This is a genomic window from Bradyrhizobium sp. SZCCHNPS1003, from assembly GCF_032381555.1.
In the GTDB taxonomy this organism is placed as follows: Bacteria; Pseudomonadota; Alphaproteobacteria; order Rhizobiales; family Xanthobacteraceae; genus Bradyrhizobium.
Genome location: NZ_JAUHIU010000005.1, coordinates 157,163 through 181,382 on the forward strand (window position 1 = coordinate 157,163; position 24,220 = coordinate 181,382).

The following is a 24,220-nucleotide window of genomic DNA, read 5'->3' on the forward strand; positions in this document are numbered from 1 at the left end:
AAGCAAAGCAATCCAGAATCTTTCCACAGAGACAAGTCTGGATTGCGTCGCTGCGCTCGCAATGACGCGGCAAGAGCACGTTACGCTGCCAACGACGCGACCTGCGGGACCGAACTACACGATCAACCGCCCCTGTCGCTCGGCAATCCCGATTACCGCCTCGGTCCCGGCGTTGAAGTCGAGATGGTCGGCCTCGATGCCGTCGGAGAAGATGACGCCGTTCTCCGGCATCAGCGAGCGCAGGCGCAGGGTCTCTGCGCCCCTGAGGCCTCCGCAGACCAGGGAGGTCTGCGAGGTCTTGCTCGGGAACGGCTCGCGCACGGCGAAACGAAGCGCGCGGGCGTCCCAGGGCAGGGGAGTGTAGTCGCCGCCCGTCGTGCGGCCACCGAAGCTGCCGGCGATGGCGAGCGCGGCGGTGACGATGCTCTTGAACCAGGCGGTCGAGCCGAGCCCCGTTGCCACGATCAGGCCGCTGGAGGACTGCCGCTCATGGCCGTCGCGCGTCGCGATCTCGTAACGGGCCGAGACATGGGTGCGCGCGCCGATGAAGAGGTCGTTGACGGCATGCAGCACCTGGCCGTCGGCGAGGCTTGCGCGTGCCATGGTCACCGCCTTGGCGGCGCGCTTGTCGGCGGCGACCTCGGGCAGCAGGCTCGCGAGGTTCTCCGGCGCGAACGGCAGCAGCACGCCGTCATGCCGGGCCGCGTCCGGGTTCAGGCCGAGCAACGGCTGGCCGTCGAGATATTTCATCGTGTTGGCGACGAGGCCGTCCGGGCCGAGCGCCGCGACGATGTCGGCCGGGCCGAACAGGAAGTTCGGCAGGAAGCTGCGGTCGACGATCTGGTAGCGGCCCCAGCGTTCCAGCGTCTGGACGCTGGTCAAGCGCGCGGCCTGGTAGGCCGCGTGCTCGCGCTCATAGTCGGAGAAGTCGGCACCGAGATGCTCGACATAGAAGCGGGCCTGGTCCGCGGTGAGGAACCTTGCGATCAGCTCCTCGAGCCGCGTCCTTCGCGTGACCAGCACCACCTTGCGGTCATTGCCGGACACGGGCGGCCTCCGCGGGCTTCTGCATCAGGCTGTTCAGCAGCTCCGGCGAGACATTCAACTGCCCGATCTTCTCGGCCTTCTCGGCGAGCCCCGAGAACGCCTGCGCGATCAACTGGCCCGGCTGCATGCCGGTGGCGGCCAGCGCCTGGATCACGCGGGTGTCGACGCCCTCGAAGATCTTCATCAGCGCGCCGACGCGATAGGCTTCGGCATCGGCCAAAGTGCGGGTGTTCGACGCATTCAGCGCGACGAAGTCCTTGCGCTTGGCCTCCAGCCCGATGTCGGCGACCATGCCGGCCTCGCGCAGCTCGTTCTTCTTCGCGGCGACGCTGGCCTCCGCATCCATCTGCGTCTCGCGGATCGAGCGCTTCTTCTGCTCGACGGCAATCTCGGTGTCGAGTTCGCTCTCGCGGATCGCCCGCTCGCGCTCCACGGCAAAGTTGCGCCGCGCGAAGATCGCTTCATCGGCGGTCTTCAGAATCGCCTCGCGCGCCTCGGCCTCGAGCGCCTTGGCGGTCTCCGGCGTCGGCTTCACCGCGCGCACGGCGACGCCGAGGATCTCCAGGCCCAGCGCATCGATGTCGGCGCGTTGCCTCAGTCCGGTCGTAATCGCCTCGGCAATGCGGTCGGAGGCGCGCAGTGCCTCCTTCAGGGTCATGTCCTTGACCGCCTGCTGTGCCAGCACCTCGACCGCGCCGAGCACGCGCTGCGGCAGCTCCTCCGGGTCGTCCGACTCGTACGTCTTGCCGTCGCGCTTGAGGGTGAAGTTCAGCATCGCCGCTGCCTTCCTCGGCTCACCGATGCGGTAGGTGACCTGGCCCTGGATCGTCAGCGTCTGAAAGTCGCGGGCGATCTGCTGGAAGATGAAGGCGGCGTCGCGGCTGCCGATGGGGATCGCGACCAGCGAGGTCGCGGGCCCGTAATAGAAGGTGGAGAGCCCGGCGCCTTCCTCGACCACGGCGCCGGCGCGGTATTTGAGGAGGTAGGTGGTGGGTTGGGCCTTGATGAAGCGAATGCCGAACATGGCGGCCTCCTGACGTCTGATGGCGTAAGTGTGTTACGCCAACTAAGTAAGTTGGACAGTACAACTAAGCGTGCTAGTGTCAAGGGGCAAAATTCGGCAAGGCGGTCAGGGGGCGGCATGGCGGGACGGCAAGAACCAGGCGGCGGCGCGGGCGAGATCGGGCGAGGCGGGGCCGGGCTTAATTTCCCGCGCCCGTTGACGACGGTCGACGTCGTCATCTTCACGATCCGCCTGGAGGCGCTGCACGTGCTGCTGGTGCGCCGCGGTCACGGCGAGGGTGAGCCGTTCCCGGACGCTTTCGCGCTGCCGGGCGGCTTCGTCGATGTCGACACGGATCGCGATCTCGAAGCCTGCGCCCGGCGCAAGCTCGTCGAGAAGACCGGCGTCGTCAGCCCGTATCTGGAGCAACTCGGCAGCTGGGGCAGCGCGAACCGCGATCCCCGCGGCTGGTCGGCGACCCACGCGTATTTTGCGCTGGTCCCGACGTCAGCGGCGGAGACGGCGCTCGCCGCGGACGCGCAATGGTTTCCGCTTGACGGGACCGGCGTGAAGCCGAAGCTCGCTTTCGATCATGCGGAGATCCTGCGCGCTGCGGTGCAGCGACTGCGCAACAAGGTCGAGTACACCTCGCTGCCGGCCTATCTGATGCCCGAGGAATTCACCTTGCCCGAACTGCAGCGGACCTACGAGGTCGTGCTGGATCGTGCGCTGGAAAAGAGCGCCTTCCGGACCCGCATGCTGTCGGCCGACCTCATCGAACCGATCGCCAAGATGCGCAAGGGGCCGAACCGGCCGGCGCAGCTCTACCGCCTGAAAAAGACGGCTGCGCCGGTGTATTTCGCGCGGACGTTCAATGCGCCGGAGTGACGCCGCCGGTTTCTCCACGTAGCCCGCATGAGCGCTGCGATAGACCGCGGGCACAATGGTGAGACCGCCGGATCATGCCGAGAAGTCGACCACCAGCGACTTGCTGGACGAGCTCGACGAGCTGGTGCCGCTGGCGCTGTAGGACGAGGTCTTGCTGCTGTTCGAGCTCTGCAGCGCGTCGAGCAGCTTCTTCAACAGCTCCTCGACTTGAGACGATGAGCTCGATGAGGACGACGACGAGGTGCTCGACGTGGTGTCGCTGCTGGCATCGTCGCTCGGTGCGGGCGGCGGACCGCCGGCGCCGCCGCCGGAGAACGCATTGGCGAATACGTTCTTCAATTCGGTCGCCTGGTCGGAGGTGAGCTTGCCGCTGTCGACCTCGCTCTGGATGAGATCGTCGATCTTCGACTGCATCTCCTTGGGCGAGGGCGGCGTGCTGGAGGTCGACGACGAGGACGAGCTGTTGCCGCCGCTCTTCAATGCGGAGTCGATGTCGTCGAGCGCCGACGACAAGGCGGTCTGGTCGGTCGAGCTGACCTTGCCGGCCGAGACTTCCTTGGTGAGCTCCTGTTTGAGCAGGTCGAGCGGCGAAAAGCCGCTCATCGAGGAGGCAGAGATCGAAGTCATGGTGTGCTCCGGGTAAGACATCAAACCTGTCTCCAGCTGTGGTTGTAACGCTTAACGGCTCCTTGTTCCCTGTGTCCGGATGTGTCTGGACTCCCGTCGCACACAAAACGAAGCAAGAAAGTCGGCGCGTGCCCCGGTGATTGCGGGCGCATTCCCCAATGGGTGCTACCGGTTCGGTGAGCCTCGCGAATCCGGGTGACATCCTGTGCCGGGCAAGGCCGCATGCCGCCAGCGCAGTGCTCCGGGGCACGAAATGGTGTATCCGCGGGTGACAGGCGGTGCCTCGCAGAGCAAATCCGCCACAAGGAATAAGTCTCCCGGAGGAACTCCATGTCGGCCCTGCCGCTTTCTGGCATCAAGATTCTCGATCTGACGCGCGTGCTGGCCGGACCTCTGTCCGCGCAGATGCTGGCCGATCTCGGCGCCGAGGTGATCAAGATCGAGCGGCCCGGCACGGGAGACGACGCGCGCGCCTTCGGCCCGCCCTACCTCAAGGACCCCGAGGGCAAGGCCAACAATAACAACTCGTTTTACATCTGCGCCAACCGCAACAAGAAGTCGGTGACCGTCAACATCGCGAGCCCGGAGGGGCAGGAGATCATCCGCGCGCTCGCCAAGGATTGCGACGTCTTCATGGAGAACTACAAGGTCGGCGATCTCAAGCGCTACGGCCTCGACTATGAGGCGATCCGCGCGGTCAACCCGGACGTGATCTATTGTTCGGTCACCGGCTTCGGCCAGACCGGGCCGTATGCCCCGCGCGCCGGCTACGACGCGATCTTCCAGGCCATGGGCGGGCTGATGAGCGTCACCGGCCACATGGACGGCGAGCCGGGGGCGGGGCCGATGAAGGTCGGGCCGTCGATCGTCGATTACATGACCGGCATGAATACCTCGATCGGCATTCTCGCGGCGCTGTATCACCGCGACGTCAATGGCGGCGGCGGCCAGCACATCGACGTCTGCCTGTTCGACACCGTGATCGCCTCGCTGTCGCACTACGCCCAGATCTTCCTGGTCAACGGCAAGTCGCCGCCGCGCCGCGGCACCTGGGGCAATGGCGGCATGCCGGCCGGCGTGTTCCGCTGCACCGACGGCGAATTGATGCTGGTGGTCGGCAACGATGCGCAATTCGCGCGCACCTGCGCCGTGTTAGGGGCGCCGGAGCTCGCCACCGATCCGAAATTCGTCAAGAACAACGACCGCGTCGTCAACGGCAAGGAGATCATGGCGATCTTTGCCGGCCTGTTCCTGAAGAACTCGGTGGCGCACTGGCTGGAAGAGCTCGAAAAAGCGGGCGTGCCTTGCGGACCCGTCAACGATTTCGCCCACGTCTTCGCCGATCCGCATGTGCGCTCGCGCGGCATGGAGGTGAAGGTCGAGCACCCGTTCGAGCCGCAGCTGTCGCTGATCCGCAATGCGCTCACCTTCTCGGGCACGCCGATCACGGAGTACCGCGCGCCGCCGCTGCTCGGTGAGCACACCCGGGACGTTCTATCGCAACTCGGCTACGACGAGACGAAGATCGCGGCGTTGAAGCAGCAGGGCGTGGTGTAGCCGCGTAGCCCGCATGAACGAAAGCGACATGCGGGATCGCCACTACCGCCGGTGAAGACCCCGGATGTCGCTGCGCTCATCCGGGCTGCAGTTTGAAGCAGAGGACGTGGTGTAGCGTACGATCAGTGGGCGTGGCGGTGATGCCGGTGCCGCTTCGCCTTCCACGGGGAATAGGAGTGCGGCGCTTCGAACAACGGGGCCCGCGGCGGCGCGCCCAGCTGCTGCCGTGATTCCTGCAGGCGGCGCTGATAGCCCGGCGAGTTCATGATGCTGGCGGCGGCGCCGCGGGCCAGCACCGGCTCGCTGGCGGTCACCATCGCGAGCGCCGTGGCGGCGACGGCCATGATCAATCGCAGGCGCTGCGTCATCAGGCGAGCTTCCTTCTCATCCAGCGGAGCACGAGGTCTAGCGCGCCTCGCGCGCTGCGACCTTGGCCTGTGACTTTGCCGCCGGTACGCGCGTCGTCAAGCCGAGCACGGCGCCGCGCACCACCCGCGCGATCACATCCTCGACATCGTCGAGGTCGCATCGGCCGTCGGAGAGCTTGGTCAGCCGCTCGCTCTCGCGGATGGTGTGATGCGCCATCGCCAGCGCAAAATGCAGGCCCCAGAACAGGTCGACCTCGGAGCTGTCGGGCAAAGCGCGCTTCATCGCCGCGGCGAACTTCCGCAGATGGTCGATTTCCTTGTTCTTGATGCGGCGGATTGGCGGCACCGATTCGATCGAGGCGCGGATCATGAATTGCGCCACCGCCGAACGCTGGTTCTCCGGCCCCAGGCAGCCGCGCAGGATCGGGCCGACCAGCGCGCGCAGGATGTCGCTGATGTCGGCGCGGCCGCCGCCGGCATCCTCCGCTGCGCGCAATTCGCGCAGCCGCTCGCGGTTGAGCGCGATCGAGCGGGTCACGAACAGTTCGGCGATCAGCTCGTCCTTGGAGCCGAAATGATAGTTCACCGCGGCGAGGTTGACGTTCGCCTCCGCCACGATGTCGCGCAAGGTCACGTCGGAGAAGCCGCGCTCGGCATAGAGCCGCTCGGCGGCGATCAGGATCGCAGTCCGGGTCTGGTCGGTCGCCATGCTGGTCCTCCCGAACGACGAAGCAGGGTGGGGAGTTGCGTTTCAAACAATTGTATGAAACTATTGTTTGAGACGGCTGGAATGTCAATCGCGGTGCTTCCGCGAGACGACATTTTGGCACTGCAGCGACGGTTCGCGCGGTCGTGTCGCGCGAGATCACACTTGCACGGATGCATCCGGCGGGCCGACACTGCGGTCAAAACAATCTCGAGGAAACCCTGAGGAGAGTCCCATGGACTTCACGATGTCGGCGAAGCAGCAGGAATGGCTGGAGCGCGTGCGCAGCTTCATGACCAAGCATGTCCGCCCGGCGGTGCCGATCTACAAGCAGCAGGACGCCGAGGGCGATCGCTGGAAGGTGATCCCGATCCTGGAGGACCTCAAGGCCAAGGCGAAAGCCGAAGGCCTCTGGAACATGTTCATGCCGCCGTCGGAGCACGAGGATGACGAGTTCCGTGGCGCCGGCCTGACCAATCTCGAATATGCGCTGCTGTCCGAGGAGATGGGCCGCATCTCCTGGGCCTCGGAGGTGTTCAACTGCTCGGCGCCGGACACCGGCAACATGGAGGTGTTCATCCGCTACGGCTCCAAGGAGCAGAAGCGCAAATGGCTGCGCCCGCTGATGGACGGCGAGATCCGCTCGGCCTTCCTGATGACGGAGCCCGCGGTGGCCTCGTCCGATGCCACCAACATCGAAACCCGCATTACGCGTGACGGCGATCATTACGTCATCAACGGCCGCAAATGGTGGTCGTCGGGCGTCGGCGATCCCCGCTGCAAGATCGCGATCCTGATGGGCAAGACCGATCCGTCGGCCGCCAAGCATCAGCAGCAGTCGCAGATCCTGGTGCCGCTCGACACACCCGGCATCAAGGTCGAGAAGATGCTGCCGGTGTTCGGCTTCGACGACGCGCCGCATGGCCACGCCCAGGTGCTGCTCGAGAACGTCCGGGTGCCCAAAGAGAACATCCTGCTCGGCGAGGGCCGCGGCTTCGAGATTGCGCAAGGGAGGCTCGGTCCGGGCCGCATCCATCACTGCATGCGCACCATCGGCAAGGCCGAGGAGTCGCTGGAGAAGATGGTGCGCCGGCTGATGACGCGCCAGGCCTTCGGCAAGAAGATCATCGAGCATTCGGTGTGGGAGCAGCGCATCGGCGAGGCCCGCACCAACATCGAGATGACGCGCCTGCTGTGCCTCAAGGCCGCCGACATGATGGACAAGGTCGGCAACAAGACCGCGCAGGGCGAGATCGCGATGATCAAGGTCGCTGCCCCCAACATGGCGCTGAAGATCATCGACGACGCCATCCAGGCGTTCGGCGGCGCCGGCGTGTCAGATGATGCGGGTCTCGCCAAGGACTACGCCAACATCCGCACGCTCCGTCTTGCCGACGGCCCGGACGAGGTGCACAACCGCGCCATCGCCCGGCTCGAGATGAAGAAGTACGCCAACGAGCCGCGGCATTGACGCAGACCTTGTAGGGTGGGCAAAGCGTCGGCCCGGGCGCGAAAGCGCGCGGGCAGGCGCGTGCCCACCATTCCAGTCTCCGAGAAAAGCGGTGGGCACGCTTCGCTTTGCCCACCCTACGTTCAATATGACCCAAGGGAGTTCGTCGTGGCCGACGGCGTCAAGAAGGACGAAGAATTCTCCGGCACCAAGCCGGTCGAGGAGCGGCACCGCTTCGACGAAGCCAAGCTCGCGGCGTGGATGGCCGAGCATGTCGAGGGCTATGCCGGCCCGCTCACCGTCGAGCAGTTCAAGGGCGGCCAGTCCAATCCGACCTATCGGCTCAACACGCCGGCGCGCTCCTACGTGCTCAGGCGCAAGCCGTTCGGCAAGCTCCTGCCGTCAGCGCATGCGGTCGATCGCGAATTCCGCGTCATCGCCGCGCTCGGCAAGCAGGGCTTTCCCGTCGCCAAGGCCTACGCGCTGTGCAACGACGACAGCGTCATTGGCGCTGCCTTCTACATCATGTCGATGGAGGAAGGCCGGGTGTTCTGGGATCCGACCCTGCCGCATGTCGACGCGCCGCAGCGCCGCGCGATCTTCACGAGCAAGATCGAGACGCTGGCGAAGTTGCACACCTACGATCCCGCCGCAATCGGCCTCGCCGATTTTGGCAAGCCCGGCAACTATTTTGCCCGTCAGGTCGACCGCTGGACCAAGCAGTATCGTGCGTCCGAGACCGAGCATCTGCCGGAAATGGAGAAGCTGATCGAATGGCTGCCGCGCACCTTGCCGGCGCAGCAGCGCGTCTCGATCGTGCATGGCGACTACCGGCTCGACAACATGATCTTCCACGCGACCGAGCCGCGCGTCATCGCGGTGCTCGACTGGGAGCTGTCGACGCTCGGGGATCCCATGGCGGACTTCACCTATCTGCTGATGCAGTGGATCATGCCGGGCCTCGACGGCGTCGACCTGAAGGCCAAGAACATCCCGACCATGGAGGAGGCGGCCGCGATCTATTGCGGCGTCACCGGCGTGAAGCTGCCGGACCTCAACTGGTACTTCGCCTACAACCTGTTCCGGCTCGCCGGCATTTTGCAGGGGATCATCGGCCGCATCCGCGACGGCACCGCTGCCAACGACAAGGCGATCGAGTCGGTCAAGCGCATGGTGCCGATGACCAAGCAGGCCTGGGCCTACGCGCGGAAGGCGGGCGCGGCGTAAGGCGCGGGCGGTTCGGCAGCCCGCATGAGCGCAGCGACATGCGGGCCAGCACTCCTGCCGGTGAAGACTCCGGATGTCGCTTCCGCCTTCGCCCGTTGGGCTTCGGCGGACGAACCGCTCATCCAGGCTACACAGCGACCACCCACCAGCTTCGGGCTCAGCGGCCGCCGCCGCCACCACCGCCCCCGCCGCCGCCTCCGGCCGCGGTCATGGCGCTGCTGTAGCGCGGGTCGGTCTGCTTCATGTAGGTCGGCGAGGTGTCGGAGGTGCGGTGCCGCGAGGGCTGCGGCAGCAGCTCATAGGTTCCGCAGGAGCCCCAAGAGCTCAGCTCGCAAGGCGGCAAATTGAGCTGACGTGCATGGGCGCCGGTCGCCCCCGCGCCGGCCGCAATGGCCCCGATCGTGGTGAGCAGCCGCAGTTTCGACATCCTCGACATCTGATCCATCCTTCGGTTTTGCGAAGCCGAAATGGTCCGCTTGCGAGGTTCGACGGCGCCTCGGAGCAGCCGGTTCGAAGATGCGACCGGAAAAAACGCGGCTAGCGGCGACATCCTCGCTTGAACCCGAACGCCGCTCACGGCGACGTTGCGCTTTCCGTAGCCCCCATGAGCGCGAGCGACATGCGGGGACACACGAGCTGCACGCGAGACCCCGGGTGTCGCTTGCGCTCATCCGGGCTACGCCTTCGTACCCGCGACGATGGCGCCGACCGCCGCGCGACCATGATGTGACGCGCCTTGCTGCTTGGCGTGCAACGCCCATATCCACGTGAAGGAGAGCCGTCATGATCCATCAGCTTCGCATCTACGAAATCTTCGAGCACAACAAGGCGGCGTTTCATGCCCGTTTTCGCGATCACGCCGCCCGCATCATGCGCATGCGCCATGGCTTCCAGATCGTCGCGATGTGGGAGAGCCGGTTCGGCGAGCGGACCGAGTTCGTCTACGTTCTGGAATGGCCGGACGAGGCCACCAAGATAGCGGGGTGGGCAGCCTTCATGGCGGATGCGGAATGGTCCGAGATCAAGCGCATCACCCATGCCGAGCATGGTCTGATGGTCGGCCAGATTGAGGACCGCCTGCTGACGTCGGTCGACTACTCGCCGGCTGTCCGGCGAAGCCTGTTGCCGCCGGATCGATGATCCCAGGTAGGCGCCGGCGGTGCCCGCCGGGCAACTCGGATGCGCGACGTCAGGGCGGAGCGATGATGAGTGCGATCCGACGATGTGAAAGGGCTGCGCCTACAAAGAAAGTTTGTGTGGTTCTTCAGCGCGATGAGCGCCGTCGTCGGCCCATGCTTAAATTTTTCACTTTCGCTTTTTCGGAATTTGTGATTTGATTGCCGCCATCCCGCCTCAACGAGAGGGGCGTTGCGCGCGATCGTCACGACACGCGAGGCGGGGAGGCGGTGGCCGCGGAGATGCCGCAGCGTAGTTTGCTACGCGGACGAACGGCAGTTCGCGGACGTGAAGTCGCAGCGTGCTGGCACCCCGATGCTGGTGCTACGTTCGCGACGGCGCTTGCGCGCCGCGCGGGCAATGGTGGCCAACAAGCCCGGCGCACCAGGCAGACTGCGTATAAGCGTGAAGACCATCGCGCAGGGAAGGCCGGGCGTTATCCGGCTGCACCTGTGGTACCTGCCGCCTGCATTTTTTCTCGCAGGCGGGCCGCAGGCGTCAGCCGACGCCTGGCCTTCCCTGCGCCCTCGATGCGAGAGGGCGGTGAAATTCGGGATCACTCGGGCGCGAAGGCGTCGCGGGAAGAATTTTGCATGATTGCACGCGGTCATCATGATTGAACTCCGTCGCTGCGCTCGCAATGACGGCTGCGGAAAGGAACGTCGCCTGACGGACAGCCGGCAGCCACGTTGCTCGCGCGATTCCGCGGCATGGGTTCCCGCGTTCGCGGGAACGACAGCGGAGTGTGTTGCGCGCAGCTGTGCTGAACGGGCCGCAGTAGCGCGGCAACAACAGCTGTCGTCCCGGCGGACGCCGGGACCCATACCGCGTGATCTGGCGAGGGACGTCGCTGTCAGTTGCGGGCTTCATTCCGGCCAGGGGATATGGGTCCCGGCGTTCTCCGGGAGGACACCGGTGTTTGGCGCGGCAACCCGGCTAAATCGGTTTCCCCGCATACGGCATCGACGCCGTGAGGCCGCCGTCGACCGGAAACGCCTGGCCGTTGACATACGACGCCTCGTCGCTGGCAAGGAACAGGCCCATGGCGGCGATCTCGTGCGGCTGGCCGGCGCGCTTCAGCGGATTGAGCTGGCCGATCTTGCCTTCGGTGCCGCGCTCCTTGGCGCCGTCGAAGATCGGCTTGGTCATGCCGGTCTCGATCAGGCCGGGACAGACCGCATTGATGCGCACGCCGGTGCCGGACAGCGAATAGGCGGTGGTCTGCACCAGGCTGATGACGCCGGCCTTGCTTGCGGCATAGGGATGGCCCGAGGCGCCCGACTTCAGGCCCGCAACGGAAGCCGTGCAGACGATGGCGCCGCGCTGCTGCCGCACCATGTGCGGCATCGCGTGTTTGACCGCGAGGAACGGGCCGATCAGGTTGATGCGCAGGATCTCCTGCCAGTGCTCGACGGTCTGCTCGGCGATCGGGATCAAGCCGCCGGAGATGCCGGCATTGGCCCAGATGACGTCGAGCTTGCCATAGGTCGCAACGGCGCGATCGATGAAGCCGCTCACGTCGGCTTCCGAACCGGCGTCAGCCATCACGGCCTCCGCGATGCCGCCCTGCTGCTTGACGAGTTCGACGGTCTCCTTGACGCCTTCGCTGCGATCGACTGCGATCAGCCGCGCGCCTTCCCTGGTGAACATCAGCGATGCGGCGCGGCCGATGCCGCTGCCGGCGCCGGTGATGATGACGGATTTGCCTTCGAGGCGGCCCATGTTTCCTCCTGCTTCAATTGTAATCAGTTGCGTGCCGCGCAACGGAATTCAAACGCCGTTTCAAACGTGCTGAGATCGCCAAGCGGCTTGAGACGATCTAGGCCTTCACGTACAGCGGGAGACGAGCGGAGGGAAGGGTCTGAGCGATGTCGGCTGATGGAACGAAACCTTCTGTCGTCACCACGCGCTGGTGGTGGGTGCGTCACGCGCCAGTGCGCAGCGACGGCGGCAACATCTACGGCCAGTCCGACATCGCCTGCGATACCTCCGATCGCGAGGTGTTCGAGGCGGTCGCGAAAATCCTGCCGCGCAGCGCGGTGTGGTATGCGAGCAGTCTGATGCGCACGCATCAGACTGCGGAGGCGATCTGGGCCGCCGGATTCCCGCGTCCCGCAGCGATGATCAGGGAGACCGCTTTTGCCGAGCAGCATCTCGGGCAATGGCAGGGCATGAACCGCGCCGCGTTCCTGGCGAGCCGGCCGGCGGGCAGCCACTGGTTCGCCGACATCGATGAGCCGGCGCCGGGCGGCGAGAGCTACATGGATCTGTACACCCGCGTGACAGCGGCGATTGCGCGCATCACGGTTTCGGAAGCCGGCCGCGACGTCATCGCCGTCGGCCATGGCGGCACCATCAAGGCGGCTGTTGGCCTGGCGCTCGGCGGCCTGGTCGAGAAGGGGCTGGCCTTCGACATCGACAATTGCTCGGTGACCCGGCTCGACCACATCGTGGCCGGCGAGACCAGCACATGGCGCCTGCCAATGGTCAATCAGCAGCCGTGGATCGCGGATGCAAGGCACAAGGCGATGCATCAGCCGGCCGGGCCGGAGCTGACGACGAGCAAGCTGGCGTGAGGCATCCCGTAGCCCGGATGAGCGAAGCGACATGCGGGTTCACCGGGACAGCACGTGAGACCCCGGATGTCGCTGCGCTCATCCGGGCTACGGGACTTACAATGAGCCGTCGGAGCCGACGACATTCCAACAAGCCAAGGAGGACTCCCAATGACCCTGTTCGACATGACCGGCAAGGTCGCCGTCATCACCGGATCGACCCGCGGCATCGGGCTCGCCATTGCCGAACGCATGGCCGAGCACGGCGCCAAGGTGGTGATCTCTTCGCGCAAGGCGGATGTCTGCGATGCTGTCGCCAAGGAGCTCAATGAGCGATTTGGAGCGGGTACCGCGGCCGCGGTCGCCGCCAACATCTCCAGCAAGGAGAACCTGCAGAACCTCGTCGACGAGGCCAACCGCATCTACGGCAGGATCGACGTGCTGGTCTGCAACGCCGCGTCGAACCCGTATTACGGGCCGCTCGCCGGCATCTCCGACGATCAGTTCCGCAAGATCCTCGACAACAACATCGTCGCCAACAACTGGCTGATCAGCATGGTCGTGCCGCAGATGATCGCGCGCAAGGACGGCTCGATCATCATCGTCTCCTCGATCGGCGGCCTGAAGGGCTCGACCTTCCTCGGTGCCTACGCGATCTCCAAGGCCGCCGACATGCAGCTCGCGCGCAACCTCGCCTGCGAATACGGCCCGCACAATGTGCGCGTGAACTGCATCGCGCCCGGCCTGATCAAGACCGATTTCGCCAAAGCGCTGTGGGACAATCCGGAGAACCTGAAGGCCTCGACCGCCCGCTCGCCGCTGCTCCGCATCGGCATCCCCGACGAGATCGCGGGTGCTGCGGTGTTCCTGGGCTCGGCGGCCGGTAACTTCATGACGGGGCAAACGATGGTGATCGACGGCGGCGCGACGATCAGTTGAGGGGGGCATACGGGTGTGGGTGTGGTGCGCGATGACGCCGCCACACTCTCAACTGTCGTCCCGGCGAACGCCGGGATCCATAACCACCGGCCGCCATGAGGCAGGCAACTGGCAGTGATGACCTTCGACAGATCACGCGGTATGGGTCCGGACGTTCGCCGGGGCGACAGCATTTGCTGGGCGCCGCCCTCACTCCACCGCCGCGTACACCACGTCGCGCACCAGCGTGCGCAGATAGTCGCGCTGTCCGGGAGCCTGGGCCATGAACACGCAGAACAGATCCTCCTTCGGATCGATCCAGAAGAACGTGCCGGCGATGCCGCTCCAGAAGAAGGTGCCGGGCGAGCCGGGGAATGGCGCGATGCCGGCCTCGCGGCGCACGGCGAAGCCGAGGCCGAAGCCGTGACCGGGCGACAGCAGCGTGCCCTGGGTCTTGACGTGGGGCCCGAGATGGTCGGAGGCCATCAGCTCGAGCGTCTTGCGGCCGACCAGCCGGGTGCCGTCGAGGCTGCCCTTGCTGAGCAGCATCGCGCAGAAGCGGGCGTAGTCCATCGTGGTCGCCACCAGCCCGCCGCCGCCGGATTCCATCAGCGGCTGCTCGGTCATCTTGAACAGGTTGACCGTCTCGCCGGTCCACGGGTCCTTGGCGAACGGCTCGGCCAGCCGGCCAGCATTCGCCTCGGCGGTGGAGAAGCCGGTCTCCTTCATGCCGAGCGGCTCGAGGATGCGCTCGGAGAGGAAGGGGCCGAGCGTCTGGCCCGAGACGACCTCGATGATGCGTCCGAGGATGTCGGTCGAGCGGCTGTAGTTGAACTCGGCGCCGGGCTGGCAGATCAGCGGCAGGCCGGCGACGATCGTCGCGTGCTCGGCGTTGGTGATCTTGCGGCTGCGCACCCGCGATTGCTGGTAGAGCTGGTGCACCGGCCCGGTGCCGGTGTGCTCATACGCCAGGCCCGAGGTGTGGCGCAGCAGGTCCTGGACCGTCATCGGCTGGGCGATCGGCACCAGCTCCAGCTTGCCGCCGGTCTCGACGCCCACTTTCTGCTCGCCGAATTCCGGGATGAACTTGGCGACCGGGTCGGACAGCAGCAGCTCGCCGTCCTCGACCAGCATCATGATCCCGAGCGAGACGATCGGCTTGGTCATCGAGAAGATGCGGAAGATCGAATCCGGCCGCATCGGCGTGTCGGCGTCGGGCGCTTGCCGGCCGATGGCGTCGAACCAGCCGATCCGGCCGCGGCGGCCGACCAGCAGGGTGGCGCCGGGGATGGTTCCCTTGTCGGCCTCGCGCTTGAACGCATCCGAAGCTCGCTGCAGCCGCGCCTGGGACAGGCCCAGCGCCTCGGGGCGGTCATCCGGCAGCGGTGGCGTCAGCGAGCGGAGCGCGGAAAGGTGCGCGCTGGATGCGGCAGTCGGCGGGGTCATGGGCTCTCCCTGAAGTCCTGTTGTCGGTTTGCATCAAGTCTGGCGCGGAAGTTGTGGTCTGACCAGTCGATTTGCCCCATTGCACCCTTGCATTCGGGGGGAGGTCTATGCTTCAAAGCGCGCGAACCGGCGACACTGTCCCGGCTCGCTAGGAGTGTAGCTCAATTGGTAGAGCACCGGTCTCCAAAACCGGGGGTTGGGAGTTCGAGCCTCTCCACTCCTGCCAGCGAGATCAAGCACTTAAGCCAAAAATCGACGAGACAGGTTAGGCCGGGGCCCGCAACGCGCGAGCCCCGAATGCATTTCAGCAACCCCTTATTGCTTCACATAAGGACAGTATTGCTTCACATAAGGACAGTTGCCGTCCTTCATCGGCCTGAACACCTGGTCGCCGGGCACCTCGGCCAGCACCTTGTAATAGTCCCACGGGCCCTTCGACTCCTCGGGCTTCTTCACCTCGAACAGGAACATCGAGTGCACCATGCGGCCGTCCTCGCGGACGACGCCGTTGTCGGTGAAGGCGTCGCGCACCGGGGTCTCGCGCATCTTGGCGAGCACCGGCTTGGTGTCGCGATTGCCTGCTGCCTTGACCGCGTTGAGATAGTGCAGGGTCGCGCTGTAGGTCGCCGCCTGGTTCATGGTCGGCATCCGCTTCATGCGCTCGAAGAACTTCTTGCCGAACGCCCGGGTGCGGTCGTTGAGATCCCAGTAATACGCCTCGGTGATGATCAGGCCCTGGGCGAGCTTCAGGCCGAGGCTGTGGATGTCGGAGATGAACATCACGATGCCGGCGAGGTTCTGGCCGCCGGCGACGATGCCGAACTCGGCGGCCTGCTTGATGGTGTTGATGGTGTCGCCACCGCCATTGGCCATGCCGATGATCTTGGCCTTGGAGGCCTGCGCCTGAAGCAGGAAGGACGAGAAATCCTGGTTGTTGAGGGGATGGCGGGCGCTGCCGACCACCGTGCCGCCGGCGGCGCGCACGACGTCGCCGGTGTCGCGCTCGATCGAATGGCCGAACAGATAGTCGGCGGTGATGAAGAACCAGGTGTTGCCGCCGTTCTTGACGATGGCGCTGCCGACCGTGTGCGCGTTGCCGTAGGTGTCATAGGTCCAGTGTACGGTGTAGGGCGAGCAGGACTTGCCGGTGATGTCGGAGCTCGCGGCATCCGTCACGATCATCAGCTTCTCGAACTGCTTCGACATCTCCATGCCGGCGAGCGCGGTGGCCGAGGTCGGCATGTCGATGACCATGTCGACGGCCTCGTTCTCGTACCATTTGCGCACGATCGCGGCGGCGATGTCGGCCTTGTTCTGCGGATCGGCGCTGATCACCTCGATCGGCTTGCCGAACATGCTGCCGCCGAACTCCTCGACCGCGAGCTTGGTGGCCTCGAGATTGCCCTGGCCACCGATGTCCGAATAGACCGACGAGAAGTCGCTGAGCACGCCGATCTTGAGCGGGGCTTGGGCCTGGGCACAGGCAGGGACGGCGGTGAGGGCGAGAGCGGCAAGACCGAGAGCAGCAAGGCTGACGGCGGCAAGGCGCGTCCGTCCCTTGCGCGGGGCAAAGGTCATGGGTTTCCTCCGGATTGTTCTTGTGCGGACGAGAATGAGCGGGTGGCGCAGGCCCGGCAAGAGCAGGAGCTGCTCCACTACGGGCATTTCGTCGCGGCAACTGCTCAACCTGCCGTGGTGCGGAAATGGCCTGCCGTTGCGCGAAAAACCGCGTTGTGGCGGACCAGGCGGGGGCCTGACGCGGGTATGGCCGCCGACGCCCGGCATGCCCATATCTTGACCTTTGGCCGGCCCGACAGTAGATATCTCGACAACCTGCAGCCGGCCCGCGATAAAAGCGGATATCCGGCGCGGCTTTTCACTCCCCGAACAAGCGAGCCCGTGGATTCGGCTCATCTCTCCGACAAGAGGGTGGGCCAAGGACGGCTGTTCGGTTTTCCCAGTCAACTCTTCAATCGTCCGATGACGGACGCGGACCCCTGACGATGGCTACCAGCCCGTTCAAATTCCTGCAGGAAGTGCGCTCGGAGACCGCCAAGGTCTCGTGGCCGAGCCGTCGCGAGGTCACCATCACCACGATCATGGTGTTCGTGATGGTGGCGCTGGCCTCGGTGTTCTTCTTCGCCGCCGATCAGATCATCCGTTATCTCATCACCCTCGTGCTGGGCATTCACTGATGGCAACCGCAACGCAAAGCTCCGACAAGCGCTGGTACATCGTCCACGCCTATTCGAACTTCGAGAAGAAGGTCGCGGAGTCGATCCGCGAGCAGGCCAAGCAGCGCAATCTCGAGGACCTGTTCGAGCAGGTGCTGGTGCCGATCGAGAAGGTCACCGAGGTGCGCCGCGGCCGCAAGATCGACGCTGAGCGCAAGTTCTTCCCCGGCTACGTGCTGGTGAAGATGAAGCTGACCGACGAGGCGTTCCACCTGATCAAGAACACGCCCAAGGTGACCGGCTTCCTCGGCGCCGAGAACAAGCCGATGCCGATCTCCGAAGGCGAGGCGATGCGCATCCTGAACCAGATGCAGGAAGGCGTGGAGCGGCCGAAATCCTCGGTGTCGTTCGAGATCGGCGAGAACGTCCGCGTCGCCGACGGCCCGTTCGCCTCGTTCTCTGGCGTGGTCGAGGAAATCGACGAGGCGCGCTCGCGGGTCAAGGTCGCGGTGTCGATCTTCGGCCGCGCCACCCCGGTCGAACTGGAATTCAACCAGGTCGAGAAGATCGTCGGTTAAGGGCCGGGCTGCCGGGTCTCTCGGCGTCCCGGGCTTTCCTTTTCGTCCGATCTCGTGTATCGGGCGCCCTTCGCTCCCCAACCGGGGGGCGATTTCGTTCGTGGGAGGCGTGACCGGCTTTGCCAGCCGGATCAAGCGCGCCGGACCACGGTCCCAAACCTCGCCTGAGGGTTTTGTCGCCCGAAGGCGTTGCGTTCGCATCAGGCAGAATCGCGAACGCATTGGAGAGTCATAATGGCAAAGAAAGTAACCGGTTACCTGAAGCTTCAGGTTCCGGCCGGTGCGGCCAACCCGTCGCCGCCGATCGGCCCCGCGCTGGGTCAGCGCGGTCTCAACATCATGGAGTTCTGCAAGGCGTTCAACGCGCAGACCCAGAAGGAAGAGAAGAATACCCCGATCCCGGTGGTCATCACCATTTATGCGGACCGGTCCTTCACCTTCGAGATGAAGACCCCGCCGATGTCCTACTTCCTCAAGCAGGCCGCCAAGATCCAGTCCGGCTCCAAGGCCCCGGGTCGTGACAAGGCCGGCTCGGTGACCAAGGCGCAGGTGCGCGATATCGCCGAGAAGAAGATGAAGGACCTGAATTGCGACTCGATCGAGTCGGCCATGAAGATGGTCGAGGGCTCCGCCCGCTCGATGGGTCTGGAAGTTGCGGGGTAAGGCGCCATGGCACTCGGAAAGCGTTTGAAGAAGGCCCGCGAGGGCATCGATCGCACCAAGCTCTACCCGCTTGCTGACGCGATCAAGATGATCAAGGAGCGGGCCGTCTCGAAGTTCGACGAGACCATCGAGGTCTCGATCAACCTCGGCGTCGATCCGCGCCATGCCGACCAGATGGTCCGCGGCGTCGTCATGCTGCCGAACGGCACCGGCCGTACGCTCCGCGTCGGCGTGTTCGCCCGCGGCGCCAAGGCCGACGAAGCCAAGGCCGCCGGTGCCGACGTCGTCGGCGCGGAGGACCTGGTCGAGAAGGTGCAGAACGGCAACATCGACTTCGACCGCTGTATCGCCACCCCCGACATGATGCCGCTGGTCGGCCGTCTCGGTAAGGTGCTCGGTCCGCGCGGCATGATGCCGAACCCGAAGATCGGCACCGTGACCATGGACGTCGCCGGTGCCGTCAAGGGCGCCAAGGGCGGCTCGGTCGAGTTCCGCGTCGAGAAGGCCGGCATCATCCAGGCCGGCGTCGGCAAGGCCTCGTTCGCCGAGGACAAGCTGGTCGAGAACATCAAGGCGCTGGCGGATGCGGTCGTGAAGGCCAAGCCGGCGGGCGCCAAGGGCACCTACGTCCAGCGCGTCGCCGTCTCCTCGACGATGGGCCCGGGCGTCAAGGTCGAGCCGGGCACCGTGCTCGCCTGAGCGGCCATGCATAGGTTAGATTGGGGAGGGCGGGATCGTTCATCGATCCCGCCCTTCGCATTTTGGAGTACCGGCCGACATGCCCGACAAGGTCCTGATCTATTCCCGCCTGCCGAAATCCTTGACCCAGCGCTTTGCCGATCGGTTCGATCTGCTCGACAGCGGCGGCAAGCCGGCGCACGAGGTGTTTCCGGCGGACGAGGTCGCGCGGATCCGGGCGCTGATCACGGCCGGCGGCACGCCGCTGGGGGCTGCCGACATGGACAGGCTCCCGGCGCTCGGGGCCATCGTCTGCTATGGCACCGGTTACGACGGCGTCGACCTGAAGGCGGCCGCGGCCCGTAACATCGCCGTCGGCCACAGCCCGGGCGCCAATGCCGCGGCGGTCGCAGACGTCGCTGTGATGTTGATGCTGGCGACCACGCGGCGGCTGACGGTGGCAGACGCCTATGTCCGCGACGGGGGCTGGGCGTCCGCAAAACCATCGCCGCTGATGAAGCCGCCGCCCGGTCTCGCCGGCTGCAAGGTCGGCGTCTACGGCATGGGCGAGATCGGCCGCAAGATCGCGAGCCGCGTAGCCGCCTTCGAGACTGAGGTCGGCTATTTCAACCGCACCCGCTATGACGATCTGCCGTATCAATATTTCCCGAGCCTCGATGCGCTCGCCGAATGGTGCACCGTGCTGATGATCGCCGTCCGCGCCAGCGCCGAGACCACCCACGTCGTCAACGCCGACCTCCTCAAGAAGCTCGGCACCGACGGCCACATCGTCAACATCTCGCGCGGCTCGGTCATCGACGAGCGGGCGCTGGTGGCGGCGCTCAAGGAGGGTACCGTTGCCGGTGCCGGTCTCGACGTGTTCGAGACGGAGCCGCATGCGCCGGATGAGCTGACCTCCCTGCCCAACGTGGTGGTGACGCCGCATATCGGCGGCAACACCAGGGAGTCGCACGTCGCGATGCAGGCCTGCGTGGTGGCGAATCTCACAGCGTTCTTCGGCGGCGAGATGATGCCTTATCAAGTCAAGTAGCTCGTAGCCCGGGCGAGCGGAACGACCCGGGACGGACCATCCCCCATGTCGCTTTCGCCTTTGCGGGCTGTGGCTGACGCTGATGCGGGCTGCTACGTCCAAAACGTTCCGCCCCGCGCAGAAATATTTTGACGCACTGCACATCTCTGTGAATTGCGAACCATTCTCGAATGCTTCTAACTCTTGCTGTTAGGACGACAGATAGAGCGAGGGGCCATGGCGGCGTTCACTTTGAAGATCAATGGGCGGGAGCATCAGGTTGATGTCGACCCCGGCACTCCGTTGCTCTGGGCCATTCGCGACAATGTTGGGCTGACCGGCACCAAATATGGCTGCGGCGTAGCGCAATGCGGGGCCTGTACAGTCTATCTCGACGGCCAGACCGTGCGCTCGTGCTCGTTGCCGGTGTCGGCAGTCGGGAAGAGCGAGGTGACGACGATCGAGGGACTCTCCAGCAAAGAGGCGGTTGCCGTCCAGAAGGCATGGGCCGCGCATGATGTGCCACAATGTGGCTACTGCCAGTCAGGCCAGGTGATGAGCGCCGCCGCGCTGCTCAGCCTGACCCCGAAGCCCAGCGACCAGGACATCGATCTCGCAATGAACGGCAACATCTGCCGCTGCGCCAGCTATGTCCGCATCCGCGCCGCAATTCATTCGGCCGCCAAGACTCTGGAGGGCTGATCATGAACCTTCATGTGAAATCTGAAGCCGCTGCGACCTTGTCGCGCCGCTCGCTGTTGAAAGCCGGCGCTGGGTTCGTGCTCGCCACCTATGTCGCGCGCAACGGCGTCGCCTACGCGCAGGACGCTGCTGCGGCAAAATCCGTCAACATCGCGCCGAACACGTTTCTGGTGATCGGCCAGGACGACACCGTCACCGTTCTCTGCAAGCACATCGAGTTCGGACAGGGCCCGTTCACCGGCATGGCCACCCTGGTGGCCGAGGAGCTCGATGCCGATTGGTCGCAGATGCGCGCCGATCATGCGCCCTCGAATCCGGTGCTCTACAAGAATCTCTTGTTCGGGGTGCAGGGCACTGGCGGCTCGAGCGCGATCGCCAATTCCTACGAGCAGATGCGCAAGGTCGGCGCCGCCGCGCGCGCGATGCTGGTGGCTGCGGCTGCCGACGAATGGAAGGTGCCGGCCGAGGAGATCACGGTCGATAAAGGCATCGTTAGACATCCCTCCGGCAAGCAGAGCGGTTTCGGCGCGCTGGCCGCGAAGGCGATGCAACAGCCGGTGCCGGCGAACCCGCAGCTCAAGGATCCCTCCGCCTTCAAGCTGATCGGCAAGGAAGGCGCCGTGACCCGGCTCGACAGCGTGGCGAAGTCGAACGGCTCGGCCGAGTACACGCTCGACATCAAGGATCCGGGGACCTTGACCGTGCTGGTGGCGCGCTCGCCGCGGTTCGGCGGCAAGGTGGCCTCCTTCGACGCATCAGCAGCGAAGGCCGTGCCTGGCGTCGTCGACGTCAAGGAGGTGCCGAATGGCGTCGCCGTCTATGCGGAGGGCTTTTGGCCGGCCAAGACGGCACGCGACCTGCTCAAGATCACCTGGGACGACAGCAAGGCGGAGACGCGCGGCACGGCGCAATTGCTGGAGGAGTTTCGCGCACGTGCGAAGAAGCAGGGCGCGCTGGTCAAGCAGGAGGGCGATGTCGATGCCGAGATCGCCAAAGGCGGCAAGCTGATCGAGACCGAGTTCGTCTTCCCCTATCTGGCCCATGCGCCGATGGAGCCGATCAATGCGTTCATCCATTGGAAGGGCGACACGGCGTCGGCGCGCTACGGCAGCCAGTTTCCGACGCCTGATCACGCCGTGATCGCGCAGGTGCTGGGGCTCGACATCGCCAAGGTCGATCTCAAGACGATTCTCGCCGGCGGCAGCTTCGGCCGGCGCGCGCAGCAGTCGACCCATGTCGCCATGGAGCTGGCGCAGGTCGCCAAGGCGATCGGGCCGGGACGTCCGGTCAAGCTGGTGTGGACCCGCGAGGACGACATGCGCGGCGGCTACTACCGGCCGTTCAGCCTGCATCGCATGCGCGGCGTCGTTCGCGACGGCAAGATCGTGGCGTGGTCGGATACGATCGTCGGCCAGTCGATCATGAAGGGCTCGCCGTTCGAGGCGATGACCATGAAGAATGGTCTCGATGCGACCGCCTATGAGGGCTCGAACGAGATCCCGTACCAGGTGCCGAACTTCCGCTGCGACCTGCACCAGGTCGATGTCGGCGTGCCCGTGCTGTGGTGGCGCTCGGTCGGCCACACCCATACCGGCTACGCTGTCGAGGCGTTCGTCGATCAGCTGCTCGAAGCCGTCGGCCAGGATCCGGTGGAGGGGCGACTGGCGATGATGGCCGACAAGCCGCGTCACGCCGGTGTGCTCAAGGCGGTCGCCGAGCTCGCGGACTGGAAGGGCGCCAAGCTCGAGGCGGGCCGCGCCCGCGGCGTTGCCGTGGTCGAGAGCTTCAACACCTACGTCGCCCAGGTCGTCGAGCTGTCGATGGGCGCCGACGGACCGGTCGTGCACAAGGTCTGGTGCGCTGTCGACTGCGGCGTCGCGGTCAATCCCGACATCATCCGCGCCCAGATGGAGGGCGGCATCGGCTTTGCGCTGGGCCACATCCTCTATGCGCAGCAGCCGCTCGACGAGGGACGTCCGGTGTCGGGCAATTTCGATACCTACCGCTCGCTGCGCATCCACGAGATGCCCGAGATCGAGGTCGCGATCGTGCCGTCGACAGAGAAGCCATCGGGGGTAGGCGAGCCCGGCGTCCCGCCGCTCGGACCGGCCGTCGCCAACGCCATGGCGAAGCTCGGCCTGCCGCGCCCCACGCAATTGCCGATCCGGCCGGGAGACACTGCATGAGACTGGTTAGAACGGGGGCGATGGCGTTGCTCGCCGGCTGCCTGGCTGCGGTTGCCGTCGCGGCCTATCCGGAGCTTCAGCGCGCCTATGCCGCGCCCGAGGCGACCCGCGTGGCCAATGGCCTGAAGCCGGCAGCGGACTTCGCGAAGATCAAGAACAGGGAGGAGCGCGCGGTGGCGCTGTTCGAGGAGGCCGGCAAGGTGCTGCAGTCGCCGCGCTGCATGAACTGCCATCCGGCCGGCGATCGTCCGACCCAGACCGACAAGATGATTCCGCACCAGCCGCTGGTGGTCCGCGGCGAGGCCGGCATGGGCGCGCCCGGCGGGCTCGCCTGCACGACCTGTCACCACGAAGCCAATTTCGACCCGGCGCGCGTGCCCGGCAATCCGAAGTGGCAGCTGGCGCCGATCGAGATGGCCTGGCAGGGCCGATCGCTCGGCCAGATCTGCACCCAGATCAAGGACCCGAAGCTCAACGGCGGCAAGACCATGGCCCAGCTGATTCATCATATGGCTGAGGACGAACTGGTCGGCTGGGGCTGGAATCCGGGAGCAGGGCGGACGCCGGCGCCGGGGACTCAGAAGCAGTTCGGCGAGCTGATCAAGGCCTGGGCCGAGGCCGGAGCGTCCTGCCCGAAGGGGTAGACGGGTAGCCCGGAAGAGCGCCGCCGGAGCCACTCGGGCGAAGGCGGAAGCGATCTCCGGGGCCGGTTTCTCCGCGCGACGGTCTGGCGAGAGTCCCGCATCTCGCTTCCGCCTGCGCCCGTTGGGCGCTGGCTGACGCTCATGCGGGCTACGGGACTGGCCGACGTAACTGGTGCGATTTTTGCTCTTGGGGTCTTGGCAAGTCGCCATTCACCCGTTAAAGAACCGGCTTCCGGGCGGGTCGGCTTTTGCTGGCGCGCCCGTGTGCGCATTCCGAAAGTCTAGAGGAGCCAGCATTCCTTTTGAGGATATCCGTTTGGATTTCTCGGAAGGAAAGAAGGATCTTTCTGCTCTCGAAATGCCACAGGGGAGGTCGGTCCGCCGATCCCTCCGAATCCTGTCCGAGACTGCAGGCGCCGGCGCGGAAGTCCAATTTCCTCAATGGCTTAATCATACGGCCTGCATAGACGGGTGAAGACCGGATTTCGGCATGTCCTCTGCGCTGGTCGTGGTGGCATGCAGGTTTGGTTCGAACCTCGACACTCCGTGGGCCGATAAAGCCTTGCGGAAGGGCAGGCTATTCATCGCCGTTTTGCC

The 24,220-nt window shown here is 65.5% G+C and carries 24 protein-coding genes and 1 tRNA gene; 16 read left to right on the forward strand and 9 right to left on the reverse strand.

Translation table 11 applies throughout. The annotated features are described in order from the left end of the window. Positions 1-114: 114 nt before the first annotated feature. Positions 115-1,047: a sugar kinase gene (locus QX126_RS10400; RefSeq protein ID WP_315780792.1), complete on the reverse strand. Its 933-nt coding sequence runs from the start codon at positions 1,045-1,047 to the stop codon at positions 115-117. Beyond that, complete coding sequence (locus QX126_RS10405; RefSeq protein WP_315780794.1) at positions 1,034-2,071, reverse strand: SPFH domain-containing protein; 1,038 nt, start codon at positions 2,069-2,071, stop codon at positions 1,034-1,036. Before QX126_RS10405 ends, QX126_RS10400 begins: the two co-directional genes overlap by 14 nt. A gap of 117 nt (positions 2,072-2,188) precedes the next feature. On the opposite strand from QX126_RS10405, the gene QX126_RS10410 reads away from it, so the two are divergent. Continuing rightward, positions 2,189-2,938 carry an NUDIX hydrolase gene (locus QX126_RS10410; protein ID WP_315780796.1) on the forward strand — a complete coding sequence of 250 codons (750 nt, stop codon included), beginning with the start codon at positions 2,189-2,191 and terminating at the stop codon, positions 2,936-2,938. 72 nt (positions 2,939-3,010) lie between these two features. On the opposite strand, the gene QX126_RS10415 is transcribed toward QX126_RS10410, so the two are convergent. Continuing rightward, positions 3,011-3,565 carry a hypothetical protein gene (locus tag QX126_RS10415; protein ID WP_315780798.1) on the reverse strand — a complete coding sequence of 185 codons (555 nt, stop codon included), beginning with the start codon at positions 3,563-3,565 and terminating at the stop codon, positions 3,011-3,013. A 330-nt stretch (positions 3,566-3,895) separates the two neighbouring features. On the opposite strand from QX126_RS10415, the gene QX126_RS10420 reads away from it, so the two are divergent. After that, positions 3,896-5,122: a CaiB/BaiF CoA-transferase family protein gene (locus tag QX126_RS10420; RefSeq protein ID WP_315780799.1), complete on the forward strand. Its 1,227-nt coding sequence runs from the start codon at positions 3,896-3,898 to the stop codon at positions 5,120-5,122. A 122-nt stretch (positions 5,123-5,244) separates the two neighbouring features. On the opposite strand, the gene QX126_RS10425 is transcribed toward QX126_RS10420, so the two are convergent. Together QX126_RS10425 and QX126_RS10430 are read right to left on the reverse strand one after the other, a co-directional pair. After that, complete coding sequence (locus QX126_RS10425) at positions 5,245-5,490, reverse strand: hypothetical protein (protein WP_315737571.1); 246 nt, start codon at positions 5,488-5,490, stop codon at positions 5,245-5,247. A 37-nt stretch (positions 5,491-5,527) separates the two neighbouring features. Continuing rightward, positions 5,528-6,199, reverse strand: a complete 672-nt coding sequence (locus QX126_RS10430; RefSeq protein WP_315737572.1) for a TetR/AcrR family transcriptional regulator — start codon at positions 6,197-6,199, stop codon at positions 5,528-5,530. 232 nt (positions 6,200-6,431) lie between these two features. Between QX126_RS10430 and QX126_RS10435 the strand changes: the two genes are divergently transcribed. Continuing rightward, entirely contained in the window at positions 6,432-7,667 is a 1,236-nt protein-coding gene (locus QX126_RS10435) for an acyl-CoA dehydrogenase family protein (RefSeq protein WP_315737573.1), read from the forward strand. 147 nt (positions 7,668-7,814) lie between these two features. Beyond that, positions 7,815-8,873, forward strand: a complete 1,059-nt coding sequence (locus QX126_RS10440; RefSeq protein WP_315780801.1) for a phosphotransferase family protein — start codon at positions 7,815-7,817, stop codon at positions 8,871-8,873. 157 nt (positions 8,874-9,030) lie between these two features. Here the strand turns inward: QX126_RS10440 and QX126_RS10445 are convergent, their stop codons facing one another. Further along, positions 9,031-9,309 carry a hypothetical protein gene (locus QX126_RS10445; protein ID WP_315780803.1) on the reverse strand — a complete coding sequence of 93 codons (279 nt, stop codon included), beginning with the start codon at positions 9,307-9,309 and terminating at the stop codon, positions 9,031-9,033. Positions 9,310-9,656: 347 nt separating this feature from the next. Between QX126_RS10445 and QX126_RS10450 the strand changes: the two genes are divergently transcribed. Next, on the forward strand, positions 9,657-10,013 hold the full coding sequence (locus QX126_RS10450) for an NIPSNAP family protein (RefSeq protein ID WP_315780804.1): 357 nt from the start codon (positions 9,657-9,659) through the stop codon (positions 10,011-10,013). 972 nt (positions 10,014-10,985) lie between these two features. On the opposite strand, the gene QX126_RS10455 is transcribed toward QX126_RS10450, so the two are convergent. Further along, positions 10,986-11,771 (reverse strand): SDR family oxidoreductase, encoded by a 786-nt coding sequence (locus QX126_RS10455; RefSeq protein ID WP_315780806.1) that lies wholly within the window; start codon positions 11,769-11,771, stop codon positions 10,986-10,988. Between the two features lie 146 nt (positions 11,772-11,917). Between QX126_RS10455 and QX126_RS10460 the strand changes: the two genes are divergently transcribed. Further along, a complete protein-coding gene (locus QX126_RS10460) occupies positions 11,918-12,625 on the forward strand; it encodes a histidine phosphatase family protein (RefSeq protein ID WP_315737580.1) in 708 nt (235 codons plus the stop codon). Between the two features lie 150 nt (positions 12,626-12,775). Beyond that, the gene (locus tag QX126_RS10465; protein WP_315780808.1) at positions 12,776-13,543 is read left to right on the forward strand and encodes an SDR family oxidoreductase; all 768 of its coding nucleotides are present in this window, start codon (positions 12,776-12,778) and stop codon (positions 13,541-13,543) included. Between the two features lie 189 nt (positions 13,544-13,732). Here the strand turns inward: QX126_RS10465 and QX126_RS10470 are convergent, their stop codons facing one another. After that, entirely contained in the window at positions 13,733-14,968 is a 1,236-nt protein-coding gene (locus tag QX126_RS10470; RefSeq protein ID WP_315780809.1) for a serine hydrolase domain-containing protein, read from the reverse strand. A 150-nt stretch (positions 14,969-15,118) separates the two neighbouring features. On the opposite strand from QX126_RS10470, the gene QX126_RS10475 reads away from it, so the two are divergent. Next, a tRNA-Trp gene (locus tag QX126_RS10475) sits at positions 15,119-15,194 on the forward strand. A gap of 89 nt (positions 15,195-15,283) precedes the next feature. Here QX126_RS10475 and QX126_RS10480 read toward each other — a convergent pair. Beyond that, a complete protein-coding gene (locus tag QX126_RS10480) occupies positions 15,284-16,546 on the reverse strand; it encodes an ABC transporter substrate-binding protein (protein ID WP_315780810.1) in 1,263 nt (420 codons plus the stop codon). Positions 16,547-16,971: 425 nt separating this feature from the next. Between QX126_RS10480 and secE the strand changes: the two genes are divergently transcribed. From secE to QX126_RS10520, 8 genes are all read left to right on the forward strand, one after another. Beyond that, complete coding sequence (secE, locus tag QX126_RS10485) at positions 16,972-17,163, forward strand: preprotein translocase subunit SecE (protein WP_006611822.1); 192 nt, start codon at positions 16,972-16,974, stop codon at positions 17,161-17,163. After that, on the forward strand, positions 17,163-17,720 hold the full coding sequence (gene nusG / locus QX126_RS10490) for a transcription termination/antitermination protein NusG (protein ID WP_284423110.1): 558 nt from the start codon (positions 17,163-17,165) through the stop codon (positions 17,718-17,720). Before secE ends, nusG begins: the two co-directional genes overlap by 1 nt. A gap of 234 nt (positions 17,721-17,954) precedes the next feature. Next, positions 17,955-18,383: a 50S ribosomal protein L11 gene (gene rplK, locus QX126_RS10495; protein WP_315737584.1), complete on the forward strand. Its 429-nt coding sequence runs from the start codon at positions 17,955-17,957 to the stop codon at positions 18,381-18,383. 6 nt (positions 18,384-18,389) lie between these two features. After that, positions 18,390-19,082 (forward strand): 50S ribosomal protein L1, encoded by a 693-nt coding sequence (gene rplA / locus QX126_RS10500; protein ID WP_315737585.1) that lies wholly within the window; start codon positions 18,390-18,392, stop codon positions 19,080-19,082. Positions 19,083-19,161: 79 nt separating this feature from the next. Beyond that, positions 19,162-20,112, forward strand: a complete 951-nt coding sequence (locus tag QX126_RS10505; protein WP_315780811.1) for a 2-hydroxyacid dehydrogenase — start codon at positions 19,162-19,164, stop codon at positions 20,110-20,112. Between the two features lie 216 nt (positions 20,113-20,328). Next, complete coding sequence (locus tag QX126_RS10510; RefSeq protein ID WP_315780813.1) at positions 20,329-20,793, forward strand: (2Fe-2S)-binding protein; 465 nt, start codon at positions 20,329-20,331, stop codon at positions 20,791-20,793. Positions 20,794-20,795: 2 nt separating this feature from the next. Beyond that, positions 20,796-22,979: a xanthine dehydrogenase family protein molybdopterin-binding subunit gene (locus QX126_RS10515; protein WP_315780815.1), complete on the forward strand. Its 2,184-nt coding sequence runs from the start codon at positions 20,796-20,798 to the stop codon at positions 22,977-22,979. Further along, positions 22,976-23,623: an Isoquinoline 1-oxidoreductase subunit gene (locus tag QX126_RS10520; RefSeq protein WP_315780817.1), complete on the forward strand. Its 648-nt coding sequence runs from the start codon at positions 22,976-22,978 to the stop codon at positions 23,621-23,623. The genes QX126_RS10515 and QX126_RS10520 overlap by 4 nt, the downstream gene beginning before the upstream one ends. Positions 23,624-24,220 lie beyond the last annotated feature (597 nt).

Bases quoted from the DNA above. Each gene is read 5' to 3' on its own strand.
- QX126_RS10520 (WP_315780817.1), top strand. From the start codon at position 22,976: ATGAGACTGGTTAGAACGGGGGCGATGGCGTTGCTCGCCGGCTGCCTG.
- QX126_RS10460 (WP_315737580.1), top strand. From the start codon at position 11,918: ATGTCGGCTGATGGAACGAAACCTTCTGTCGTCACCACGCGCTGGTGG.
- QX126_RS10410 (WP_315780796.1), top strand. From the start codon at position 2,189: ATGGCGGGACGGCAAGAACCAGGCGGCGGCGCGGGCGAGATCGGGCGA.
- QX126_RS10425 (WP_315737571.1), bottom strand. From the start codon at position 5,490: ATGACGCAGCGCCTGCGATTGATCATGGCCGTCGCCGCCACGGCGCTC.
- QX126_RS10435 (WP_315737573.1), top strand. From the start codon at position 6,432: ATGGACTTCACGATGTCGGCGAAGCAGCAGGAATGGCTGGAGCGCGTG.
- QX126_RS10515 (WP_315780815.1), top strand. From the start codon at position 20,796: ATGAACCTTCATGTGAAATCTGAAGCCGCTGCGACCTTGTCGCGCCGC.
- QX126_RS10405 (WP_315780794.1), bottom strand. From the start codon at position 2,071: ATGTTCGGCATTCGCTTCATCAAGGCCCAACCCACCACCTACCTCCTC.
- QX126_RS10445 (WP_315780803.1), bottom strand. From the start codon at position 9,309: ATGTCGAGGATGTCGAAACTGCGGCTGCTCACCACGATCGGGGCCATT.
- QX126_RS10510 (WP_315780813.1), top strand. From the start codon at position 20,329: ATGGCGGCGTTCACTTTGAAGATCAATGGGCGGGAGCATCAGGTTGAT.
- secE (WP_006611822.1), top strand. From the start codon at position 16,972: ATGGCTACCAGCCCGTTCAAATTCCTGCAGGAAGTGCGCTCGGAGACC.
- rplK (WP_315737584.1), top strand. From the start codon at position 17,955: ATGGCAAAGAAAGTAACCGGTTACCTGAAGCTTCAGGTTCCGGCCGGT.
- QX126_RS10420 (WP_315780799.1), top strand. From the start codon at position 3,896: ATGTCGGCCCTGCCGCTTTCTGGCATCAAGATTCTCGATCTGACGCGC.
- QX126_RS10470 (WP_315780809.1), bottom strand. From the start codon at position 14,968: ATGACCCCGCCGACTGCCGCATCCAGCGCGCACCTTTCCGCGCTCCGC.
- QX126_RS10415 (WP_315780798.1), bottom strand. From the start codon at position 3,565: ATGACTTCGATCTCTGCCTCCTCGATGAGCGGCTTTTCGCCGCTCGAC.
- QX126_RS10450 (WP_315780804.1), top strand. From the start codon at position 9,657: ATGATCCATCAGCTTCGCATCTACGAAATCTTCGAGCACAACAAGGCG.
- QX126_RS10430 (WP_315737572.1), bottom strand. From the start codon at position 6,199: ATGGCGACCGACCAGACCCGGACTGCGATCCTGATCGCCGCCGAGCGG.
- QX126_RS10455 (WP_315780806.1), bottom strand. From the start codon at position 11,771: ATGGGCCGCCTCGAAGGCAAATCCGTCATCATCACCGGCGCCGGCAGC.
- rplA (WP_315737585.1), top strand. From the start codon at position 18,390: ATGGCACTCGGAAAGCGTTTGAAGAAGGCCCGCGAGGGCATCGATCGC.
- QX126_RS10465 (WP_315780808.1), top strand. From the start codon at position 12,776: ATGACCCTGTTCGACATGACCGGCAAGGTCGCCGTCATCACCGGATCG.
- QX126_RS10505 (WP_315780811.1), top strand. From the start codon at position 19,162: ATGCCCGACAAGGTCCTGATCTATTCCCGCCTGCCGAAATCCTTGACC.
- nusG (WP_284423110.1), top strand. From the start codon at position 17,163: ATGGCAACCGCAACGCAAAGCTCCGACAAGCGCTGGTACATCGTCCAC.
- QX126_RS10480 (WP_315780810.1), bottom strand. From the start codon at position 16,546: ATGACCTTTGCCCCGCGCAAGGGACGGACGCGCCTTGCCGCCGTCAGC.